Raw genomic sequence first — 21,025 nt, forward strand, 5'->3', positions numbered from 1 at the left:
ATTGTTTGAGGTATTATTGCTACAAGTAGAACCGATCAAATAATTGATTTTAATTAAGGCTTTGGGTAGCATAATAGTTGGTAACGATCCAATAATTACCTATGGCGACCAAAATAATATAATTCCACTGTTGCGGAAGTACTTTAGTAGGCTCGCCCTCTATGACATCCATTGGATCTGATTTAACAATTACCGAATAGTTAGATTGGTTATGATTATCAATTCTCTTTATGATGACCTGTTTTCCCTGATGAGGAAGACTACCAGACAGTTGAGGTAAATTTACTTCTACATCACCGGTAGATGCATTTATCAGCTCTATATCTTTAGTCATATCCAAAGTAAAGCTAGCGGTAGAAATTCTTATTGATTTTTCAACAAGCCCAATCGTTCCGCTAACAATGGGTAAAACTAAACGCGCTATATTATTTTCTAAAAATCCCAGCCTTAGATTGGTTGTAGTACCATTAGACATACTTGCTACACCAAAACCTTCTTCTGTAAAAGCAGCTTGCATTTGGTTTGCCGGATTGAATGTATAAAATAGTCCCCCATTTACATATGAAACTTTATTACCATCCCTGTACTCCTGATTTCCCTCAAATTGATTTCCACCTGATAATTTGGCGTAGCCAGAGCCTGCTGCAGTAACATCACTTAATAAGGCTATTATACCATCTTTATCCTGAAAATTCTGAGTCCTATCTGCCGTTAAGGCTGTTTGATTAATAGTGTTTATAAAGCTGTTATTACCAAAAGATATATCACCAGATTGCAATTGTAAATAACGTCCACTTGTTAATTCTGTAAGTCTGATAGCGCTGTTCGTATCCTCAGCAGAATTACTCTCTAATCGTTGGCTACCCGTGAAGGTATTATCTGTATTAAGTTGAGCAAATCCATTAGTTGAACGAATCAGGCTATCAGCGTATTTTTTAGTTATCAACACATTTTCATCATTGACGCCCCAATTACCTGAATAATCTTCAGCATATACTGCACCTTTTTTAAGTAAATCGTCTTGCAGTACAATACCGTCCTTTTCACTAACCCTAACGTGAGAATAACCTGTAGAATAACCTACGCTCAAATATGCACTAAGTTCTTTTTCTCCTGATTGACTATTAACAACCTGATTTTCCTGTAGCTTTATTTCACCTTGAATATTATTGTAGTATTGATCTTTATTGGTACCCAGTGTTGAAATACCAGCGTATCCATTACTTAACGAAAAGCTACCATTTGTGTAAGTTGGGCTGTAGATATTAATATAATCATTATATGTTCCCCCCAATTTGATATCTCCATTGCTTATTGTCAAACCGTTAGACGCAGTCAAGGCTGGCGCAGATCCAGAAAGTAATAAATCTACCTGTTCTTTAGTATAAAACTGAGTCAAATCAGCTTCTACAGCAGGCCTCCACGCTACCCCATCATAGATATAAAGTACCTGATCTATAGTGTTGTAAAACAGGTTCGCACGTGTGCCACTTCCTGTTAAAGTGTTAATTGGACCAGCAGGTATAGAAAGATTGCCAATATTATGAGCGTTGAGATCACTAAGATGAGTTTCGAAAGCTTCTTCATCGGCCTTTTCGTCAAAACGGGCATCCAGATTCTCAATAGAACTTGCAGGGATCACTTGGTCCTTATGCCAAAAGCTATCCCAGGTATCCCAAAATTGCTGCTGAGTAGGTTTTAAACCGGTTTTAAACCAGTTTTTTATTGTATTTAAAGTTTGTTTTGCCATTGTTATTTTTTTGAGAAGATGCAATACATCTATTTCGGTGTTTCGGTTTTCCAGGCGCCTTGTTCTTCGTTGGGTAACAATTGTGCTAATACCCTAAAAGCATAATCTAATAATCGACTGTCTGCACGGTTTAATGGTAAAGCTGCAGTAGCCTGATAAATAATATCAAATGCCTGCGCCGGTGTTAATTTTTTTTCGTCCATTTTATGTGATCTTGTTAATTATAGAGTTGAAATACTAAATATTTCAATAAGCTTTCGACTATTAGTCTAAGCCCGTAACCTGGTTGGTTTGGAGTTTCATGATGTAAGCCAGCACATAAAATGGGGGCATGTTGTTATGCGCCATACCGCCCCCTGTATCTGTAGTAAAAGGATTGGTTGCATCTACTGAGTTTCGTCCACTACCCCGGTCAGCGGTATAACTTTGACCGATATTTCCACCAATGAGTTGATGATGATGTGGTGGTATTTGCTCAATGGTTAAAGTATGGGTTTCAGAACCACCAATACCAGGACCAACAGCACGTGATCCTCCTGCTCCATAAACAAAGCGATCGACCAGATTTGGTGTGCCATTTTGACCATTACACAATGCCCAGCCTGTTGGGATCGCGTTAATTGCACCACTCCATATTACAATGGCTCCTGCAGGAAATTGAGCTTCTATTTTATCGTTTAAAGTTTTTACCGCTTTTGAAGTTGCTAAACTATCTGTTGTATCAAAGTCAATTGCCGAGCTAACCTGTGTAGGCAGATCTTTAAACGCGGCAAGGTTTTTTAAACGTGAAAGACTTGCCCAGGCAATGGCATTTGTTCCGGTACCGAAAGAGGCATAGCGGGTAAAAAACACATCTTTAACCTGCCCGTTCTCGAAAGGGCGTGTTTGTTTATCTTCACGAATAACAATATTAGTCTGAAGTAAACCTCCCTTAAAAGGTAATACTTCATTGTTAATTACGATATAACCATCTGCTACCGTAGTTCCGGTGGTTGCACAACCCGATAGGATGTAGTTATCGCCACCCAGTGCAGCAATGGCCTGCAATGCTGTGTAAGCAGTCTGCATAAAATCCAGTGTATCTGTTTCGAGTGGGAAACCACCGGTTTGCTGTAAATTTATTTGATTCATTCTTTTTCAATATTATAGCGTTTGCCCGCCAGTTTATAAAAATCTATCATTGCTTTTAACTGGTATATGTTGTTTACCAGATCGAAATCTTGTGGGATTACCACCCTAAAATCGACGCCTGTATCGGCATAATCCCCTACCTGCAGCAAATAGCTTAAGCCTAAGTATTTCTGTTTTTGTTCTGCGCTGGTATAAATGTATTTGCGCTGATATTTGTTCCCATTCGTAATTTTAATCCTTCTTTGCCCAGGATCAAAAGCATCATTTAAAGCAGCCCGTAAGTAACATACCTGACCATTATGGGCCAGCTTATATAAATTATCTAGTCTTTTATTGTACCATTGCTGATGCAAGGTTGTTATTGGTGTTGCCAAAGCCTGTAACCATGCAATAAATACCGGTTTCCTCAAAAAGGTGGGAATAAGCAGGATGACGAGTTTATTGATATCTATCGTATACCACATATTTTATTAGATCAAAATTTACAACTTCAAAATATCCCGACACGGGTATTTTCTTTACATCAATCGCTTCGGGTGCTGCATAGGTGGTTGAATTATTCTCATCATTGATCCAGCTGCTTTCCGCACTGTCTATCTGTGGGATCAATACCCCTTCTACCTCCTGCAAACGATCTACCAGGTGAGCTAATACTAATTCACCATTGAATGGCAGTTCTTTTAAATATTGCTTTATAGCTTCTTCTACCGGTTTACCCCCGCTTATAATGCTGTTTCCCCAGGCATCCAGAACCAAAGGATCGTAATAAACCTTCATGTTCAGATACAGTTTATCAGGTAAAAAATTAATGGTGTTAATGTTCACCCCAGCATCTTTAATTTCGGCGATATAGGCTTTAAAGCTTTCTTTTTGCACATCGCTGATCGGACTTAATATGCCACCGTTTTCGGTAGCGATTTTAACAATTACGACACCTTCTTTAGACTCTGTTACAGCCGAATATTTCACTATTTTGCTAAGTGTCAACTGCTCTTCACTAACATTGGTGTTATCATAAACATCCGAATCGGTAACCAGGGGATAACCATATTGAAAAGCCAGTGCCTTTTGGCGGTACCATCGCGCAGTATGCGGTTTTAGTAACGCAATTTTATCGTCGGTTTCTGCTTTATGAATATCAAACAGTTTTTCGAGAGCATAAATGGAAAAAGCAATAACAAAGGTTATCAGTCTCCAAACTGCTGTTTTACTGGTGCTGGTTAGTTCGGCTAAATCGGAGTTACTTTCTTTAGCACTAATGATTTCATTTTGAATTTGTTCTATACTTCTTGCCATTATCTTACAATAAAAGTGCTTAAAACCCTCATTTCGCCAATTCCATAATCGGTATCGATGAGGGTTGCTGTTGCTGGTTTATAGTTGTTACTGATGTAGTAGTTTAAAATATCGGAGTCTGCCAGAAGTTCACCGCTGAGTGGGTAACTGTTGCCAACCTGAAGGTCGTCTGTGATCGAAATGGCCACATCAAAGCTGAAGTCGATAGCCGCAGCAATACTGCCAGTATGATTGAGAACAAAATCCAGAACCGATTGATTATGTAGGGCTTCTTTAGTCATGATCTGTATTATTTAACTTTTTATGCTTTTTCAATTCCTCAGTTAGGGCTTCCACTTTCTCTTCGAGCTCTTTAACCATTTCTTTTGTTTTATTCAACTCTACTATTGCTTCTTTAAGCCGAAGCCCCAAATCATCAACCATCTCCCTGTAATACCTTAAAACTTTATCTGCGTTATCGATTTCGTTGGCCTGCAGCTCAGCCTTTTGTTTATTCCGTTGAAAAAACCAACCTCCAAAAGCGGCAATAACTGCTGTAATTAATTCGCCAACATGTTGTTTAATAAATTCGTCCATTAGCTTAAGGTTGCGTTAAAGGTGCCTGATACCGCTCCGTTAGGTGCAAGCAAACCGCTGTTATAGGTGATGGTCAACTGTTTGATTTCGTCAATCATACACTGGGCAAGTTTATCCGCTATACGGTCTAAACTAGCTACATAATCTTCCTGTTCGGTTTGTTCTGCCTCAAAAGCGGCTATGATTTTAGATTTTAATCTATTTTTGTTTAAAGCCATTTTAATTATCTTTTAAAAATTGTTCGAACCGGTTTTCTATAGCAGAAAACTGTGGTGTATTTACCAGGGCGATGGTAGGGCCTGCATTGGTTGTAAACTTCATGGCTTTGATTTCTTTGATCAGATCCATCATCAGGGCTTTTAGTGTTTCGTTATTTTTCTGCAATAAAAAACCGTCTTTATTGATTTCAAAAACCACCTCCCCTATTTGTAATACCAATTCTTCTGGCTCACTTACAGCCGATATAAACTGCATGTTATAATCAGCATCGATGGGCGTTACCAACACAGTGCTGCCCACTTTTGGATAGAGGTAATACTTTTGTAGTTTCTCATCAATAATGGCCGATAACCTGACGTCAGTATGCAAAACCCCATTCTCATCGCAGGTGCAGGTACCTTCTTTTTTATCTACTGCCTTTACCGTCATGATGGTGGTATCGGTATCCTGTTTACCCAGCAGTTTTATTTTTTTTGCGATCTCTTCAATCATTACTTTTTGTTGGTGGTTAATTTATTGCCAATGCTTACTATTCGTCTCGCGCCACCCATACCGTAAGTGGTTACTACCTTTTTTATGAAGTATTTCCCCTCACGGTTGGCATGTTTTTTATCAAAAATTTCGACAGCCATTGCGGGCGCGGCAACGGGTAATAAAAAACTGGTAACGTCTCCGCTGTAGCCACCATATTTTGCAATTTTCAGGTATTCGTCGGCCAGTTTGTCAATCGATTGCTGATCGGTAACCACCTTGCTATTGAATTTAAATTCTTCTCCGTCCTTATCTCCGCGCGTAGCCGTTATCTTTTTATTATCCCTGGTGCATCCTTCGCAAATGATCTTTACCTTTCTATCATCGCCACTTTTAAATTCGAGCTTATTTTCTATGATGTTGTAGTTAAGATCATAGCTGGCCTTTTGGTTAATGTTGTTCAGTTCCTGCAGGCCACAATACAGTTCGCCTTCATCGTTAAGGTAAATTTTATAGATTTCCTTAAATTCGTCCTTAATCTGTTTCAGGGCCTGGGCGCCATTTTTATCCTTGATGAGGTATTTATTTAGCGCCATTTCGGGTATGTTTGCGGCCAGTTTTAAAGCTGTACCGCTCACAATACTTTCGAGCACTTTTTTTAAAGTAGTTTTACTTTCACTAAAGGAAGCAGCTTTGCGTTTTAATAACCAGGTGGCATCTTCGCAGTAGATTTCAATCGGTGTAGTGCATTTAATGCGGTCTACATAGCCGGTAAACTCTACTCTTTCCAACTTATCTTTATAGCCCAAAACGATTTTAACAGGATCGCCTTTTTTGATCGCTTCCTCTACATATACCGCTTTTCCAGATCCCTCTTTAATTAAAAACTTGGTCGGCATTTTAATTACCGCGGTATCGGTAATTTCATCTACCGAACGTGTAATTTCGATGTTGTTTATCACCCTGAATTTATAAACCCCTATTTCAAAGTACCCCTGTAAGACGAACATTATTTAGTGCTTTTGTTACTGATTCGTTAATAAATTTGCCTCTTTCTGATAATTCAGCGAAGAAAGGCATATCGCTTACTGCACTGATAGTATATTTCTGTACCCCTTCCTGCCCAACCATTTCGTCGAGTTTAAAACTTTTAAGCACAATTTTATTGATACCAAAAAGCTCGAAAAAATTGTTTTCCTGTATTTCAAGGGCTTCGTTAACCAGAAATAGATCTTTTACAGTTTTAACTTCTTCAGTTGGATACCTGCCATCTTCTCCGATACAAACACCTTTGATCTCGATATCATAATCTTCGGTACAGATATACTCTTTTACCGTGCCTGTTCTTCCCTCGCCAACGGTTGCTGTTTCTACAATCGTTTTTTGCAACGATATCGAAACAAGTGGTTCATTGGGTAGGGTGATGATTTCACCTTCTTGTTTTTTTAAGCTTAACTGCATAAAATAAGGCGAACCCAATGCGCTGCCGATGTTATTGATATCGGGCAGGTTGAACATTTTAAGCTTTTTATCAAAGCCAGGGTATGGCGAAGCGATATAACTTAGATGGGCCAGCGCTGTTAATTCTTTAATATTTAGTGTCATTACGCAGTTTGCATTAGTGTGATTGAGCCTAACAGGCGGTTTAATTCTTCTTCGAGCAGCTGGCGCATTTTGGTAGCCCCTTCGCCTGAATTGATGGTATTGATTACGATCTGATCCTGCATTTTGGCGAGGTTGATGGTAATGTGGGAGGTTTGTGTACCGCCACCGGTAATACCGCTTACAGCATTTTTATTTGCTGGATTAGCTCCGCCATTATCTTTTGGTCCTTTATTATCTCTGGCAAACTTGTCGTAAGAACTGGTTTCTTTTCCGGCCCCAGAAAGCCCACCCGCTACTTTTTTAATATCTTTAGAAAAGTTTTCTCCGTCAAAAGAAATCCCCAGGTTATTTACTGCACCAACAAACTTTTGTACCCTTTGAGCGGTTCCTCGGTAATATGCTTCTGTTTGAGTTTGGTGCTCTGTTCTAAGCCTTTCTATCTCGGCTCCGGCTTCTGTTCTAACTCCTTGAAAGGCCTTGTCCATAGCGCCAGTTAAATTGCCGTCAAGTGCCATTCCAATGGCTTCACCTAGATTTGAAAAAGTACCAACGATTTGCTCTACTACGTTTCGGGCTTGTAGATAGATCATGTTAAAACCATACACCATATTATCAATCCCAAAATTGAAATCGGCACCAATTTGATCCCAAACCAGTGTAAATATTGTTTTTAATGCTTCCCATGATTTACCCCAGCCATCGGTATATTTAATCACTAAACCGATGATGGTAATGAGGGCAATAATCCCCAGTACAATCCATTCTATAGGATTCATCGCCATGGCTATATTTAATGCTACAACTGCACCTACCACCATAAAAATTGCGGGAGCAAGTGGTGATATCAGGTCAATAAAACCCGAAATCGCTGTTGATATGATGTCGACTACGAAGAGGGCTCCGGTCAGGGTATCGGTAAAAACCGAAACCCCATTGCTGCTTTCGTCCAAACCAAGCATGGTTCTTAAAAAATTCCAAACAGAATTGATCACCGGCTGAATCACATTTTGCAAGATTTCGAAAGCCCTTGAAATTATCGGGATAAACTCTAACAAAAATTTTAAATTGCTAATATCATCAACTGAGTTACCAACCTTTTCCATAGCACCAGCAACGCCATTCATATTCCCAAATTCAGCAAGTGCTGTTTTCATTGCTTGGCCATTATTTTCGACCGTTTTGGTTACACCATTGAACGAAAGGCGCACTTTATCTCCTGATGCGCTGGCCTCAATGCCAAATTGCTTGAGGGCCTGAAAATCACCTTTTTGTGCTGTTAATAATGCAGAACCAACATCTTCAAACTTTTTACCTTTAACGGCAGCCAGATCTCCAAGCGACATCAGCTCTGCCGAAGTGGGATTAATTCCATTTTTCGCCAGGTTATCAAATGCGCCCACAACATCTGCTAGTTGAGAAGGAGAATTGGTTACGAACTGTGTAATAGCATTCATGGCTCCTTCACCAATCTCTTTAGACTGAAAGGTTTCGCTTAAGTTTTTTTTGAAACCATCATATTGCTGGGTTAACTCCAAAATTTTTTTCCCAATTTCGCTTATAGCGGACACTGCCGGGCTTGACTCTGATGAATCTTCCTGTTTTAGAGAAAGGGATGCCATAGATTCTCTTAAACTTGTTGCTCTTGTTTTTATAGATTTTGAAAAACTTTCAAAACGGACTTCAGTTCTCTCTATGGTTTGCCTCACCCCAGCAATGGAGTTCTGGGCTCCGAAAGCAACAGCTGTCATTGTCGTCCTCGAGATGTTTACAACGCTTGAAGTTGTTTTTTCCACCATCGTTTTTAACTCAACACTAATTGTTCTGAGTTGAGCGATGACCAATCCAACGCTTTCGGCAATTTTGTTTAAAGCAGGGCTGCTCTGGTCATTTAGCTTAATTAGATATTCAATTGGATTCATTTATTATTTGGGCTTTGAAGCCTCGGCTTCTTGTTGTCTGATGTAGTGTAAGTTTTGCAATTCTTCAGCCCATTCCTCATCAGAAAGAGAGGAAGGGCTTTGAATGTGCATGTAGTATTTCAAAAAAGCGTCACCTAGCCTTACACTAATTTCAGCTAATGAGTAAGCTGAGGTGTCGTCGGGATCAACGACAGCCTCGGTTAAAGCTTTTTTAGCTGAGCAGCTTTTTGATTTTGTAAATTTTCGATGGCCTGATAAAGCGGGAACCTTAAACTTGCATTGTTTTTATCATTAAATGCTTCGTCCTTTTCGGTACAAATCAGATCAAACAGAGCTTCTTGCGTTACAAAAGGCTTATTTGATGGATTTCTTTTATCTGCCAGTTTCAAATCTTCCCTGGTAATTACCCTTACAACACAACTAAACTCGTCGATTGTAATTTTAGAGCTTCTGTTCTCCACAGGAGTAACAACTGCTTCCGAATAATTAAACAGGGAGGCGATTTCTTTACGCGCTGATAAAAAATAATCGTCTTTTGTTCTGATCTCTTCATCACCTCCTAACCAGCAGGTGGCCAGCATCTCTTCGGCAAAACCTACGTCGCCGCTTTTCTGCATAATTGTAAATGCCCTTTTCCAGTCTACCATTAGTGGTGCTCTCAAATAACATACCTTATCATCGATAGGCATTTGGTACACATCGGTATGCTGTTTTTTCCAGTCGGCAATCTGTTGGGTTGTAACTTTACTCATGATTGGGGTTATTGTTGGGTTTTAATTTTTGTGAAAACGATAGGCATTTCTACTACCATATTTTTATCACCCTGTTTCATGGCTTTCTTTACTTCCGTAAATTCTACGTTTTTAAGAATATCAACCACAATAGCACCACCATCTTCTGGCACGTAGGTAATCACTACATCAAATTTTAGTGATAATACATCGCGGTTCGGTGCAGATTGAACCAAACTTTCGAGTTCGCTCTGCCAAATGCCCAGCTTCCCTTCGTAAGTGTTTTTACCACTTAAAATAGCGTGTGGATCAGAACCACGGCCGTAAAGGGCTTCTTTTTCTTTTTTCACAGTGTACTCTACCTCTGTTACACCGTTGATAATTTTTCCGCCTATGGCGATGCTTACATCGCTCCACGAATATTGTTTACTTCCAAAGATCATATTAGTTATTAATTGTTGTGGTAAAACCAATGTTTACGGTAATCTGCTTCGCATATCCAACTGGCTGTAATTTGATTACAACCTGCATAATGCCTGTGCTTAAAATGTTCTGATTTTCGTCGATATAAACCTCTACGTTTGATAAGTTACCAGCGGCAACCATGGTGTTTAGGGCATTTTCGACCTGACTTTGCCAGCTTTTTACAACTGCCGGATGGATTGCGCCTGAAGCTGCAACTTCAACCTCATCCAATAAGTTATTTACTAATGATGCGTAGGCTAAAATAATGGCCTTATCCAATACCAAACCACGTGCTAAACTGTTAAAATCGTCTGTTTCGCTGGTTAAGGTTAAATCATCGCTGAAATAATAACCGCTCTTACTTACAAATGATCTTAAAAAGATGTAACCCTTGTTATAAACGGCATCCCAGGCATCTTGCTGGCTCTCTACCTTTTCGCCATTTGTAAAGTAAGCGGTAAGATTTTCTACGGCACCATCGGCTACACGGCCAAGGTTTCTTTGTACAGGTGTTTTTGCCAAGCGACCCAATGCTAAACCAACTGAAGCTACTTTAGAAGCATCGGTATTGGCCAACAGGCAAGCTACCCTGTTAAATGCAGTTGTAGTGTAGTCTTTTAAATCGGCAATGGTTCCGCTGTAATTGTTACCAGAAATAATTACACGTACAGGCATATACTTTTCTGCATAATAATCGGCCAAAGCCTGTGCTTTAACTACTGCAGTATGCACATCGCCATCTAAACCTTCTACAGCAACTTCGCTACCAGTCGATTTTTTTACAGCACCTAATACACGGATTGCGCCACCTGCATCGGCAAGTAATTTTTTAGCATGTGCTTTGGTTACATCGAGCATCTCGGTATAAGTGGTTGCTGCCGATACCAGCATTAACCATAACTCGGCACCCTGACCAGCCTCGGTATAAAACTGTTCTAACTGTTTGTAGATAAAATCGTTGGTACCGCCTGCTACGATTCCGATGTTTTCTGCATCGCTTAAACTGAATAACTGATACGAGGTATCAAGTGTTAGGCCCGGGGTTCCGGTTACGGCTACTCCGGTTGCAATAAGTCCGATAACTTTATCGCTTGTTGCTGGCTGTTGTAATAAACCGCCGTTTTGAATGTTAAATTTTACTGAAGGTAAATTCATTTTAACGCTATTTAATTTATTTTTAATTTTTGTTTAATTAAGCGGTACACCAGGTATACCACACTGAGTAAAAGTGCTGCTCGTCCCAGATAAATCTGTAAGTTCTGCCACCATGTTAAAGGTTTCTCAACCTCAATCGGAGGCCTTATGATTGTTGCAGTTTCTCGCTCTTCAATGTATTGCTGCTGCCATGTTTTAAATAGGTTTTGTGCAACGGCATAACAGTCTACATTCAGCTCGTTGCCTTCTATTTTTACGTTTGGAACATGGAGGTAATTACCTGCCTTTTTTATTTCGCTGCTCGGTTTAAGAACTGGTTTGCCATTAATGCAATCAATCCATGCTTTATAAAAGCTGCTGTCCGGATCTGTTTTTATAATGGTATCGCGTTGTATCCGGGTAACGGTTTTGGTTTTTGATACCTCGTTTGTGGCAACCTGCCTGGAACGGCAAGCCACCTGCAAACAAAGTACAATCAACCCGAAAAAAACTATCCTAAACCGCTCCATTTAATCTGATATATGCTTTAATGGTTTTTATATTCCTGGTACGTCTTGCTACCTGATATCCTTCTCTCGATCCGTCGGCATTTGTGTTCCCTTCAATGGTTTGTACAATCCCATTACCGAGCACCTTTTCAATAAATCCGGTATGTCCGGTCCCGTTCGGGTTAAGCATGATAAATATGTCGCCCGCCTGAGGTGTATTTACAGCTAAACTTTTGCAGGCGATATACTGATCATTTACTCCGCCGGTACGTTTCAGTTGCATTTTTAATCCTTTTGCCGTACATGCCTGAAGCACGCACCAATACACAAATGCCATACACCATGCGTAACCTTTACCTAAACCAACAGCTTTTAAATAAACTTCTACCTGTTTACCGCCATTGCTTCCTTTTGGGTATTCTTCTACGCCTATTTGTTTTTGAGCAACACTAATCCAGTCTATCATTTTTCTCTTTGATTTTTATCGGGAGTTGATGTGTTTATCCCCCGTTGTTAGGACAAAACTGCAACGATTTTGGGGGCTAAAAAAATTGGGTATCAGGCATTGTATTTTATTTAACAAGCCTTGTAAAGTGTGCCTACAATGCCTGATTCCTGTTTTCATGAAGACTTAAAATTGATAGAGATTTGCTGATATAATTAAAACATGCAAGACTTAATATTTAACACAGACTTAGAATTGGAACAAGGAGATTTCCTTGTAGGCTTCTCAGACGAGTTGCACCAAAAACACATTCTAATCGCCGAAAAAGGCGAGTACAAGCAATACCCTGAACTTGGGGTAGGCATTTTAAACCTCTTAAACGGAGAGAATGCAACGGCCATGCTGATTGAGGCCAAACAGAATTTTGAATATGATAGGATGAAGGTAAAGGAGCTGAGGTTTACTGATGAGAACAGTTTACATATAGAGGCAACTTATTAATTATGCTTATCGCAAAAACACCTGCACAGCACAATGCCATTGTAAATACAGGGCATTGTGTTAAACAACTTAAAAAGAGACAAAAATTATGACACCACGCAAGGAATTATTTTTAGCGGTAAGAGATAAACTTAACGCTATAACAGGTATTGAATATGTTGATTTACACCGTAAACAATTTGGCCCTGGCAACGAAAATTATATCCAGTACCATACCGCCTGTTTGATTAAAATTTTACCGATACAATGGACCACTATGGTTGAACACCGACAAGAAGGGATTGCCACAGTTGAGGTAAAATTATATACCAGAGATGGTTTTGCTGACCATATTCTGGGTACTACAGGAAATAGTGATGGATTGGCTGAGATTGATCTGATTGATCAAATTGCAGATGGGCTGCAATTTTTAAAGGGTGACTTATTTACACCCCTGCAACAGCTGGCAGAAGAAAATGTAATTGAGGATGAAGAAGCAGGCGTTATTGATATTTCGATCTATAAACTCACTTTTTCAACAATGGTTTATAAAATATCTGCTCCAAAATACTCAACAAAGAAAATCACCTTAGAATAGGCGATGAATGTTAAGGAAAATTTAAAAATTAGCTTAAAGGCATGGATGGTTTAGCGATAATACATGCCTTAATGCGGTTTAAAGATTATTTAAACTGCACTTAAAGGGCGTAATTGCCTTCGCCCTTTAAGATTGCCCTAACTGTACGCGGACTAATGTAGAAACGTTGTGCCGTTTTTTCCTCAAGTGCATCTAAGCGCCACTCCGGGTACTTCCTGCACAAATCGTCGAAATAGGTTTTAACATCCTGATTCCGTAATTTAAATTGTTGTTTTGCCATGGTATAAATTTATTTAATGTGATTTTATTATTATATGTTATTTATAAATGCTGTTTTTAAAGCCGTTTGCTTTTAGGTATCATCTATGCGTTCAGTATCTTTTGATGCTTTTGTCCTACTCAGATAATCCATTAGCACACCAATGATAAAAATGATTCCAAATACTAAAATGGAAAGTATGATTTCCTTTGTTGTGTTATTTATCATTACCAGGTTTAAAGACTTGAAAAATTAAGGCTCAGACTCTCCCATTTACCGGTTTGATTTCTTTTTTTAAATTCGTAACCAAAGGCTTTAAACGATTGGCTATAACTTTCTTTAATTAGTTGTAAACCATTTACCCAGCGCACGTCGTTAAATTTATCTTCATGTTTAAGTAAATCCATTACTTTAGCGTATTCTAAATCACCTTTAACATTTCTCTCCAGAAAACTCATTAAAATATCATGGAGTTGTGCGTCTCTTTTTTTAACAGTATCACTTAAAAAATCCCTAATTAAACCAACAGCTTTTGTTGCACGTTCATCCCAAAAACGATCGGTATCTCTACGCCGGGTAATGTTTTTAGCGCCACTGCTGTGTACAATTGCAAAGCCGCCTTTGCTGTTGCCTCTAATGCCACCATATTGATTCAGTTTCTCGGCCTGCAGATCCATAATGGTATGCAGTTTATTTTTAAACCTGGCTGTTGCCAATGCCAGTTCATTAGCTTCATCCCACAATACTTCAATGGTACCATCTTTATCTTTTTCGTAAGCAGCCTTTTCAGCCATGCGCTGCTGTTTTTCAGCTTTCTTTTTATCGGCAAGTAATTTTTCCAGTTGAGCAGTGCTTAATTCGTTGATGTTGATTGATGTGTTTTGCATTTTCTTTCTATTTTATTGGGTTAATTGTATTTTATTAGTTTTTAAGGATTTATTTTCGCTTTGTAATCTTAATATCGGCAGCCTGTACAAAAAAGATTTGCTGGGTATCGAAACGTTTTACTTTAAGGCCTGTTTCTTCACCCCCAATTACATCTCCTACAGCATTAAAATGCGGATGCATATCGTTAGTTACCCTTATTTCGCTGTTGTTGTAATATTTCAGCAGCTTTTCAATTTGTTGTAATTCCATAGTTATATAAGTTGTTTAAGTAAAATTTTCTTTTGTTTTATAGTACGCATAAAGGCCTCGCAAACCACCTGGGTTGGTTTTATGACATTATATTTCGGACTTTGCCATACTGAATAAAGACTTAATGTATTTTTACCGGTTAACCGTTGAGGATATCGCTTCAAAATCATCTTATCCCGGTTTTGCCACATTTGCTGCCACCATAACCAAAACTCAGGTGTTGCCTTCCAAATTTTAGCGGCATTCGCATTACCTGCATAATCCATTAAAAATTCGTCTGCCAGATCCAGAAATAGATTAAGAACCGCTTCCTCGCTCAGGTTCAGATGCTGCGACATCTCTTTGATGTGCTGGTTAAAGTTTTTCATTTTTGATCAGGTTAGTTCGTTCCAATACCTTGCTGCCTCTGCAGGCCATATATCATAATGTGCAGATCCTTTTCCGCGTACTTGCGAAAAAGCACGATAGCCTTCGATCCTGATCTTTTTGGCTGCATCATATTTAATTTTTTTGGCCACCCGGCCTTCAGGTTCTTTACCATCGGCATGACTGATGATGATGAATAACTTTTTAGGGAACCTGGCGCGCAGTTCTTTGTACGATTTTAGGTTGAGATCCGAATACTGCAAACTATCTATCACCACAATGGCTGCACTTTTGGGTTTATCGAGTCTGTTAACCAGATCAGGAATGCTTTCTTTACCTAAAAACTGAAATTTGTTTTTAACATCTTCCATACCTACATCGATCAATGCATCCTGCATATCTTTGCAAAAACCCTCTTCCAAACTATCATATGCTACTTTTCCGAAAGCGGTGAGGTATTTGCAAAGGGTAAGTACAAAACGTGTTTTACCGTTAAAGGAGTTGCCCCATACCAACCAGCAGCCGGCAGGCTCTGGTTTGCCCAGCAAGTCCAGCCATCCGCCTGTAAAATCCATGGTTTTAAATTTCATGGTCTTTACTTCGGCACCGCTTAATGCTCTTTTTAAATTCATTTTATACTGCTTTTAATTTTTGAACTTCAGTAAATACACGACGGAGGCTCCCTCCTGTTCTGGCATAGATTTTCTGTATATCAATGGCCCCGTTTACTTTTGCCACCATAGCCACCTGGCGTTTGATAAAATCTTCCCTGGCTTCTTTCCCCTGAGGTACCACCTGCTGATACTTATTGCCGAAACGGCTGAATATTTCTGTGTAACCCACTTTTTTAAGGTCTTTATTTCTGGTTATTTTGGCTTCCAGGCCTTCGGCGCCCATCATATACCAGGCACAGAACCGTTCGGTTGCATTCCATAAAGCTTTTAGCTCTAAAAAGGCAGGATAATCCAGGTCGCCAGCTTCATCGAGTACAATAATGGGTTTATCAATGCTGCGCAGATAATAAATCAGGTCGTTATATACATCTGTATATCTGCTGGTGTGGTTTACACCGAATTCTTGAGCAACATAGCGGATTAATTTCTGTCTGCTTTTAACCTGGGCACAGTCTACATATACCGAGTTTTGATGCTCTTTAACATATTGGCGGGCGGTATAGGTTTTTCCTATATCCGCCATATCGCACAATATTCCTGACAGGGAATTATTTTGACAAGTTTCGAGCTGGGTATATACAAAGTGAAAAACATTCGTTTTTGCAGTTACCCAGGCTGGTGCATCATTTAATTGTACATCAAGTTTCCTGGCGATATTGATCCATTTTCCATGGCTTAGCACATTTTGTGTGTCTCCCTTTTTTATACGGTTAAGCTGTGCGGCATTTATACCTAAAGCCACCGCCTGTGCAGCATCACTCGCAAATTTTGATCGCTGCAGCTCCATTGCGGCAACAATTTTAGTTTTTATGTTTTCGGGTATCATATTTATAATGCGTTTATAGCGTCTAATCGGTTGTAATCTTCATGAGCGTATTCATCTGGCCAATCAAATAGCTTGTTGGGCTGCATTGCAGTTTCGGCAACCGCTTCTACTTCTTCTTCTGCGTAGTAATTGGTGTTTTCGATGATTTTAAGTTTCGATAAACTGGCTTTTCTTTGTTTAACCATCCTATCGAATTGGGATACATAGCTTGCCTGTTGCGAATAGCTAAGCGGATCTTCTTCGTTCCATTCGGCATTTGCGCTATTGTATGCCTTTATCTTATCGCATTTGCAGATAAATAAATCATTTTGATAGAGGTAAACACTTTCGGTTTCTCCGAGCTCGTTTGGCAGATAGTAGGCCTTAACCTCATAATTGTTAGGCGCCAGGCGCTCCATCATTTTAGGATCAGGCAAAGCGTATTTGGCATATTGTACCTGTACATACTGACTCCTTCTGATGCTTGTGGCAGCAACATTGCCGATGTAGCGTAGCAACAGCGCCCGGTCTATCTGGGCCAATTCGGGGTTTGTATACATTACCAAAACCTGCGCCCGTGTTAAATCCTTGTATTTTTTTTGGTTTGGATGCAGGTCATTATTATATTTCTCAATAATTTCTTTATCATCAGCTACAAGCACCTGATATGAATATCTTTTCTCTTTATAGTTATCGTTCTGAGCATCGAATATTTTCTCACTTTTGGTTTTATTGGCTTCCAAACGCGAATAAAATCTGCCTATACCATCCTGGTAACGTTTTTCATAACCATACTTTTTAACCCTGTTACCGGTTTCGGCCCATTTTTCCTGCGAGTTTCCAGGGTTACACCAGCGTACGAATGGAAAAACTACTCCAGCCTGCATTAAATCATCCTTGAAAGTATTTACCAGGTGATGCTCTACCTCTACCTGCATTGGCATGCCATATCCATTTCGATCAAGAAAATGAAACATATTGCGCATACAATCGATAAACAGTACTTTATCTTTAGTTTGACTATATGCTGCCCCAATTACACATCCACTAGTAATATCATAAGCATAATAAGCCTTAACCCGATTACCATTTGGCATTTTCCGTGGTAAATCACGGTCATCCATTGATATTTTACTGAAAGAGTAATTGGGTGCATGCCTGTGGTGATGCGGGCGGTGTATACTATTAAACGTGAGACTATCGCTTCTGAACTTATCCACAACAATCCTGTTGCCTGGTTCATTAATGTAGTTCCAAACCGTGGCTTCACTTAAGGTGATCGGTTGTCCGTTTTCACAGAATTGATTACGATCAAAAATCTCACCTGTCTCGAAATCAAAAATATCGATATCACCAGCCAGAAAACGAAGGTAATCGTTGCTTACATCGCCCACGTAAGGTTTGTTTTGTGCAATGTATAAGCTCAAAATCAAGCGTTCTACATCTACTGTTACCTTTCTGCTGTTATCATTACAAAATCCCCTGTGTATTAAAGCTGTATATCCCTCTTTTTTATATTTTCTAAACTTTTCCTGTAAACGGCGGTAGTTTGGTGGTAAAGCATGTGCAAATTCTTTCTTATCTAAGTTTAATACGCAATTGGCCAGTTTTTCCCACATATTAACCTTTACCCCACCCATTGTTTTACGTTTTGCACTGTTGTTAGTGGTGATGGTATGACATGCATTTAATATTGAAGCGTGCATGGTATAATTTAAAATAACTTCCTTAGGCAACGACCGACCGTCGGCAAGACGGTATCCACTAAAAAAATTAAGCGCTTCTGCGTCAGGAATGATAAAATCTTTAAATTGATGATGTTTGGTTGTTTTAGCGGGATCACCCCATTTTTCAACCAGTACATTTTGCTCCTGCAACGGTAATTTTGAGAAATTTATCAAGGCTTCGTTACCGAGGCCTCTTCCTTCTTTAATCCTGAAACCTTCATTGCGGTGAGAACGCAGTTTATAGGCACTGTAGCTAAATAAAGCAACACTCTCGGCATGACGCTTATCTACATCGCTTACAATGTAGCTCAAGCGTACACCATATTGATTGTTAAATAATTCGTACGGAGAGTTATGCATAAATTAGTGGTTTAACGCGGTTTCTACTTTCTTTACAAGTTGTTTATATTCTTTTCTAATGGTGTCAGCTGTTAAGCTATTGCGGTCGCCCTTAAGGCATTGCCTTATAAAAATTTTTGTAAATCCGTGGCGCGATGATAATTCGGAGATGACCACGGTATTGTATGTATTACGATTTTGATTACTTTTGTTCATTGCTCTTATTGCTTTCAATACGAAAGCAAATGTATAGATAAATATCTCAATTTTAAAAATAAATCATGAAAAATATCTCAACTCAGAAGGAGCGTATCATTCAATACCTTGAAATAAAAGGAGTTAGTAAGAACAAATTTTATAACGAAACTGGCATTTCTAATGGCGTTTTGGACAAAAGCAGCGGTCTTACCATGGATACGGTTGAGAAATTTTACTCGAAATACAGAGATATAAATCTAGAGTGGTTAATCACTGGAACCGGCTTAATGATGAAAGAAACTCAAAATCCCACGAACGAACAAGTTGCTATACTTAACAAAAAATATTTGATGCGTACAGATATTAAACAAGAATTACAGGAAATTCCCCTGTACGATTTTCAGGCGGCAGCAGGCTTAACTTCGGTATTTAATGAAAAGGCCAACATTTTAGATCGCATTAAAATACCTAATCTGCCGAAATGCGACGGCGCCATCAGTATTGTTGGAGATAGCATGTATCCTTTATTAAAATCGGGTGATATCGTAATCTATAAGGTAATTCAAAACTTTGTAGAGAATATTTTTTGGGGAGAAATGTATCTCTTGTCATATTCGTTTGATGGTGATGAAATGGTAACAGTGAAATACATTCAAAAATCAGAAAAGGGAGATGAATACATTAAACTGGTAAGTCAAAACTCCAACCACCAGGCTAAAGATATCAGAATTGATGGCATCAACAGTTTAGCTTTAGTAAAGGCCAGCATCAGGATAAACAACATGTCTTAAAGCACTCCACACCACTAAAACAGCACCAACAAACATAACAAACTATAAAACAAATACTTAAATAAAAAAGCACTTAAATTATTAAGGTAATTTGGGATACTTAATCACTATAAAATGTGATTATTTTAGCGCTTTCTAGGCAATTTACAGCCTTTGAAACAGTCATTTTTTAGCAGAATTGTAACCCTACAAGTAACCCTAAGTGTAACCCTGTTTAAAATACTTATTAAAATTTAACTCATAAAAAAAGCCCCTAAAAGGAGCTCTACAGAAGCGAAATCAGGCTTAAAACCCAATTAAACGTCAATAAGGGCAATATACGGCCATCACCTTCCTATACACTTAAGTTCTCATTTTAAAGGTATATCATATTAGTTTGTACAATTTGTTCTTTCAGCATCCATATTTCTTTAGCTAAAAACTGCATCCTGAGCACCAATACTCAGCTTCTATAATCTTGCCCTTCAATCAACAATGCACCTATCGTTTTATAGTACACATAGCCTGAATTTATTTTCTTAATACCAAAAGAAAGTATTTTGGGATATTATTAAATACTATCAAAATAGTACGTAAACATTCATAATTAAAAATAAAATATCAATTATTACCTTATTTTTGTATAGTTTTGATACGTAAACATTTTATATTCATGACTAAAAAAGAAATATTACACAAATTAGTTGAGCACCTGTTCGACTTTGATGAAAATTATCAGGGTGAAAAAGAATATACAATGGCCGATTTTGTGGGTTATTTAAATGCCAACCACGGAAGTAATCCCTCTGCTCATCGAGATATCTCTGGCGGGCAAGAAGAATGGGTAAGAGAGAGCCAGGACCAGAACACGGAAATTGCTACGATGCTGGTTTTTATTTACCGTTACGCAGTAATGTATTTTAAAAAGGCAATTACAAAAGGCAACATCCATACCCTCGATGAATTTTCATTTTTGATCGTTTTGCTAACCTATCCTTCCCTAAGCAAAACCGGGTTAATTAATAAGCTGGTTATGGAAAAAACTTCAGGCATGGAAGTCATCAAAAGATTATTGAAAAAAGAGATGATTGAAGAGTTTGATAACCCAAACGACAAAAGGAGTGTTTTAGTAGCTATTACAACTAAAGGAAAAAAGGAAATAGCAGATTTACTTCCCAGAATGGGATTAGTAGGCAAAATGGTGGTCGGAAACCTTAATCTGGGCGAAATAAGTTCATTATCATTTCTCCTTCGGAAGCTGGATTATCACCATCATGATATCTTCATAAATTATAAAGATTTGACTTTGGAAGAACTTAACGATAAATCTGAGATCAGGGAAGCCTTATAGAGCAATATTAAAATTACCATAGAACATCAATTGGAGTATACCGGTTTAAAGAATTTATCCAACCACCAAA

28 protein-coding genes are annotated in these 21,025 nt (G+C 38.7%); 4 read left to right on the top strand and 24 right to left on the bottom strand.

What is annotated here, in order from left to right; genetic code table 11:
- Positions 1-49: 49 nt before the first annotated feature.
- The 17 genes from U859_RS0108910 to U859_RS0108995 all read right to left on the bottom strand — a co-directional run bounded on the left by U859_RS0108910 (position 50) and on the right by U859_RS0108995 (position 12,272).
- The gene (locus tag U859_RS0108910; RefSeq protein WP_025143045.1) at positions 50-1,750 is read right to left on the bottom strand and encodes a hypothetical protein; all 1,701 of its coding nucleotides are present in this window, start codon (positions 1,748-1,750) and stop codon (positions 50-52) included.
- A gap of 29 nt (positions 1,751-1,779) precedes the next feature.
- Positions 1,780-1,953 carry a hypothetical protein gene (locus tag U859_RS31970; protein ID WP_162799906.1) on the bottom strand — a complete coding sequence of 58 codons (174 nt, stop codon included), beginning with the start codon at positions 1,951-1,953 and terminating at the stop codon, positions 1,780-1,782.
- A gap of 61 nt (positions 1,954-2,014) precedes the next feature.
- Positions 2,015-2,881, bottom strand: a complete 867-nt coding sequence (locus tag U859_RS30985; protein ID WP_051584670.1) for a hypothetical protein — start codon at positions 2,879-2,881, stop codon at positions 2,015-2,017.
- Positions 2,878-3,345: a hypothetical protein gene (locus tag U859_RS0108930; protein WP_025143046.1), complete on the bottom strand. Its 468-nt coding sequence runs from the start codon at positions 3,343-3,345 to the stop codon at positions 2,878-2,880. Before U859_RS0108930 ends, U859_RS30985 begins: the two co-directional genes overlap by 4 nt.
- Positions 3,320-4,177, bottom strand: coding sequence for a hypothetical protein (locus U859_RS0108935; RefSeq protein WP_025143047.1), 858 nt, complete (start codon positions 4,175-4,177; stop codon positions 3,320-3,322). Before U859_RS0108935 ends, U859_RS0108930 begins: the two co-directional genes overlap by 26 nt.
- The gene (locus U859_RS0108940) at positions 4,177-4,458 is read right to left on the bottom strand and encodes a hypothetical protein (protein WP_025143048.1); all 282 of its coding nucleotides are present in this window, start codon (positions 4,456-4,458) and stop codon (positions 4,177-4,179) included. The genes U859_RS0108935 and U859_RS0108940 overlap by 1 nt, the downstream gene beginning before the upstream one ends.
- Positions 4,451-4,753 (bottom strand): hypothetical protein, encoded by a 303-nt coding sequence (locus U859_RS0108945; RefSeq protein WP_025143049.1) that lies wholly within the window; start codon positions 4,751-4,753, stop codon positions 4,451-4,453. The genes U859_RS0108940 and U859_RS0108945 overlap by 8 nt, the downstream gene beginning before the upstream one ends.
- Complete coding sequence (locus U859_RS0108950) at positions 4,753-4,971, bottom strand: hypothetical protein (RefSeq protein WP_025143050.1); 219 nt, start codon at positions 4,969-4,971, stop codon at positions 4,753-4,755. The genes U859_RS0108945 and U859_RS0108950 overlap by 1 nt, the downstream gene beginning before the upstream one ends.
- Position 4,972: 1 nt before the next feature.
- Entirely contained in the window at positions 4,973-5,464 is a 492-nt protein-coding gene (locus tag U859_RS30990) for a hypothetical protein (protein WP_025143051.1), read from the bottom strand.
- Positions 5,464-6,453 (bottom strand): hypothetical protein, encoded by a 990-nt coding sequence (locus U859_RS0108960; protein ID WP_025143052.1) that lies wholly within the window; start codon positions 6,451-6,453, stop codon positions 5,464-5,466. The genes U859_RS30990 and U859_RS0108960 overlap by 1 nt, the downstream gene beginning before the upstream one ends.
- Positions 6,428-7,048, bottom strand: a complete 621-nt coding sequence (locus U859_RS0108965; protein WP_025143053.1) for a DUF6046 domain-containing protein — start codon at positions 7,046-7,048, stop codon at positions 6,428-6,430. Before U859_RS0108965 ends, U859_RS0108960 begins: the two co-directional genes overlap by 26 nt.
- Positions 7,048-8,967 carry a hypothetical protein gene (locus tag U859_RS0108970; protein WP_025143054.1) on the bottom strand — a complete coding sequence of 640 codons (1,920 nt, stop codon included), beginning with the start codon at positions 8,965-8,967 and terminating at the stop codon, positions 7,048-7,050. Before U859_RS0108970 ends, U859_RS0108965 begins: the two co-directional genes overlap by 1 nt.
- Positions 8,968-9,167: 200 nt before the next feature.
- Positions 9,168-9,719: a hypothetical protein gene (locus tag U859_RS30995; RefSeq protein WP_025143055.1), complete on the bottom strand. Its 552-nt coding sequence runs from the start codon at positions 9,717-9,719 to the stop codon at positions 9,168-9,170.
- A gap of 8 nt (positions 9,720-9,727) precedes the next feature.
- Positions 9,728-10,141, bottom strand: a complete 414-nt coding sequence (locus U859_RS0108980; protein ID WP_029985596.1) for a hypothetical protein — start codon at positions 10,139-10,141, stop codon at positions 9,728-9,730.
- 1 nt (position 10,142) lies between these two features.
- Positions 10,143-11,318 (bottom strand): DUF2586 family protein, encoded by a 1,176-nt coding sequence (locus U859_RS0108985; RefSeq protein WP_025143057.1) that lies wholly within the window; start codon positions 11,316-11,318, stop codon positions 10,143-10,145.
- An 11-nt stretch (positions 11,319-11,329) separates the two neighbouring features.
- Complete coding sequence (locus U859_RS0108990) at positions 11,330-11,827, bottom strand: hypothetical protein (protein WP_162799907.1); 498 nt, start codon at positions 11,825-11,827, stop codon at positions 11,330-11,332.
- A complete protein-coding gene (locus tag U859_RS0108995; protein WP_025143059.1) occupies positions 11,814-12,272 on the bottom strand; it encodes a CHAP domain-containing protein in 459 nt (152 codons plus the stop codon). Before U859_RS0108995 ends, U859_RS0108990 begins: the two co-directional genes overlap by 14 nt.
- 201 nt (positions 12,273-12,473) lie before the next feature.
- Between U859_RS0108995 and U859_RS0109000 the strand changes: the two genes are divergently transcribed.
- Positions 12,474-12,752 carry a hypothetical protein gene (locus U859_RS0109000; RefSeq protein ID WP_025143060.1) on the top strand — a complete coding sequence of 93 codons (279 nt, stop codon included), beginning with the start codon at positions 12,474-12,476 and terminating at the stop codon, positions 12,750-12,752.
- Between the two features lie 88 nt (positions 12,753-12,840).
- On the top strand, positions 12,841-13,329 hold the full coding sequence (locus tag U859_RS0109010; RefSeq protein ID WP_025143061.1) for a hypothetical protein: 489 nt from the start codon (positions 12,841-12,843) through the stop codon (positions 13,327-13,329).
- A 100-nt stretch (positions 13,330-13,429) separates the two neighbouring features.
- Here the strand turns inward: U859_RS0109010 and U859_RS0109015 are convergent, their stop codons facing one another.
- The 7 genes from U859_RS0109015 to U859_RS0109050 form a co-directional block, all read right to left on the bottom strand.
- A complete protein-coding gene (locus tag U859_RS0109015; RefSeq protein ID WP_025143062.1) occupies positions 13,430-13,609 on the bottom strand; it encodes a hypothetical protein in 180 nt (59 codons plus the stop codon).
- A 215-nt stretch (positions 13,610-13,824) separates the two neighbouring features.
- Positions 13,825-14,475, bottom strand: a complete 651-nt coding sequence (locus U859_RS0109025) for a DUF3164 family protein (protein WP_025143063.1) — start codon at positions 14,473-14,475, stop codon at positions 13,825-13,827.
- A gap of 49 nt (positions 14,476-14,524) precedes the next feature.
- Positions 14,525-14,725, bottom strand: coding sequence for a hypothetical protein (locus U859_RS0109030; protein ID WP_025143064.1), 201 nt, complete (start codon positions 14,723-14,725; stop codon positions 14,525-14,527).
- A 2-nt stretch (positions 14,726-14,727) separates the two neighbouring features.
- Positions 14,728-15,093, bottom strand: a complete 366-nt coding sequence (locus tag U859_RS0109035) for a hypothetical protein (protein ID WP_025143065.1) — start codon at positions 15,091-15,093, stop codon at positions 14,728-14,730.
- 6 nt (positions 15,094-15,099) lie between these two features.
- Positions 15,100-15,723, bottom strand: coding sequence for a hypothetical protein (locus tag U859_RS0109040; protein ID WP_025143066.1), 624 nt, complete (start codon positions 15,721-15,723; stop codon positions 15,100-15,102).
- Position 15,724: 1 nt separating this feature from the next.
- Entirely contained in the window at positions 15,725-16,591 is an 867-nt protein-coding gene (locus U859_RS0109045) for an AAA family ATPase (RefSeq protein WP_025143067.1), read from the bottom strand.
- 2 nt (positions 16,592-16,593) lie between these two features.
- Positions 16,594-18,657, bottom strand: a complete 2,064-nt coding sequence (locus tag U859_RS0109050; RefSeq protein ID WP_025143068.1) for a hypothetical protein — start codon at positions 18,655-18,657, stop codon at positions 16,594-16,596.
- A 260-nt stretch (positions 18,658-18,917) separates the two neighbouring features.
- On the opposite strand from U859_RS0109050, the gene U859_RS0109060 reads away from it, so the two are divergent.
- Entirely contained in the window at positions 18,918-19,625 is a 708-nt protein-coding gene (locus tag U859_RS0109060; protein ID WP_025143070.1) for a helix-turn-helix transcriptional regulator, read from the top strand.
- A gap of 652 nt (positions 19,626-20,277) precedes the next feature.
- Positions 20,278-20,955 carry a MarR family winged helix-turn-helix transcriptional regulator gene (locus U859_RS0109065; protein ID WP_025143071.1) on the top strand — a complete coding sequence of 226 codons (678 nt, stop codon included), beginning with the start codon at positions 20,278-20,280 and terminating at the stop codon, positions 20,953-20,955.
- Positions 20,956-21,025: the final 70 nt, after the last annotated feature.

The organism is Pedobacter jeongneungensis, from assembly GCF_000633455.1.
GTDB lineage: Bacteria > Bacteroidota > Bacteroidia > Sphingobacteriales > Sphingobacteriaceae > Pedobacter > Pedobacter jeongneungensis_A.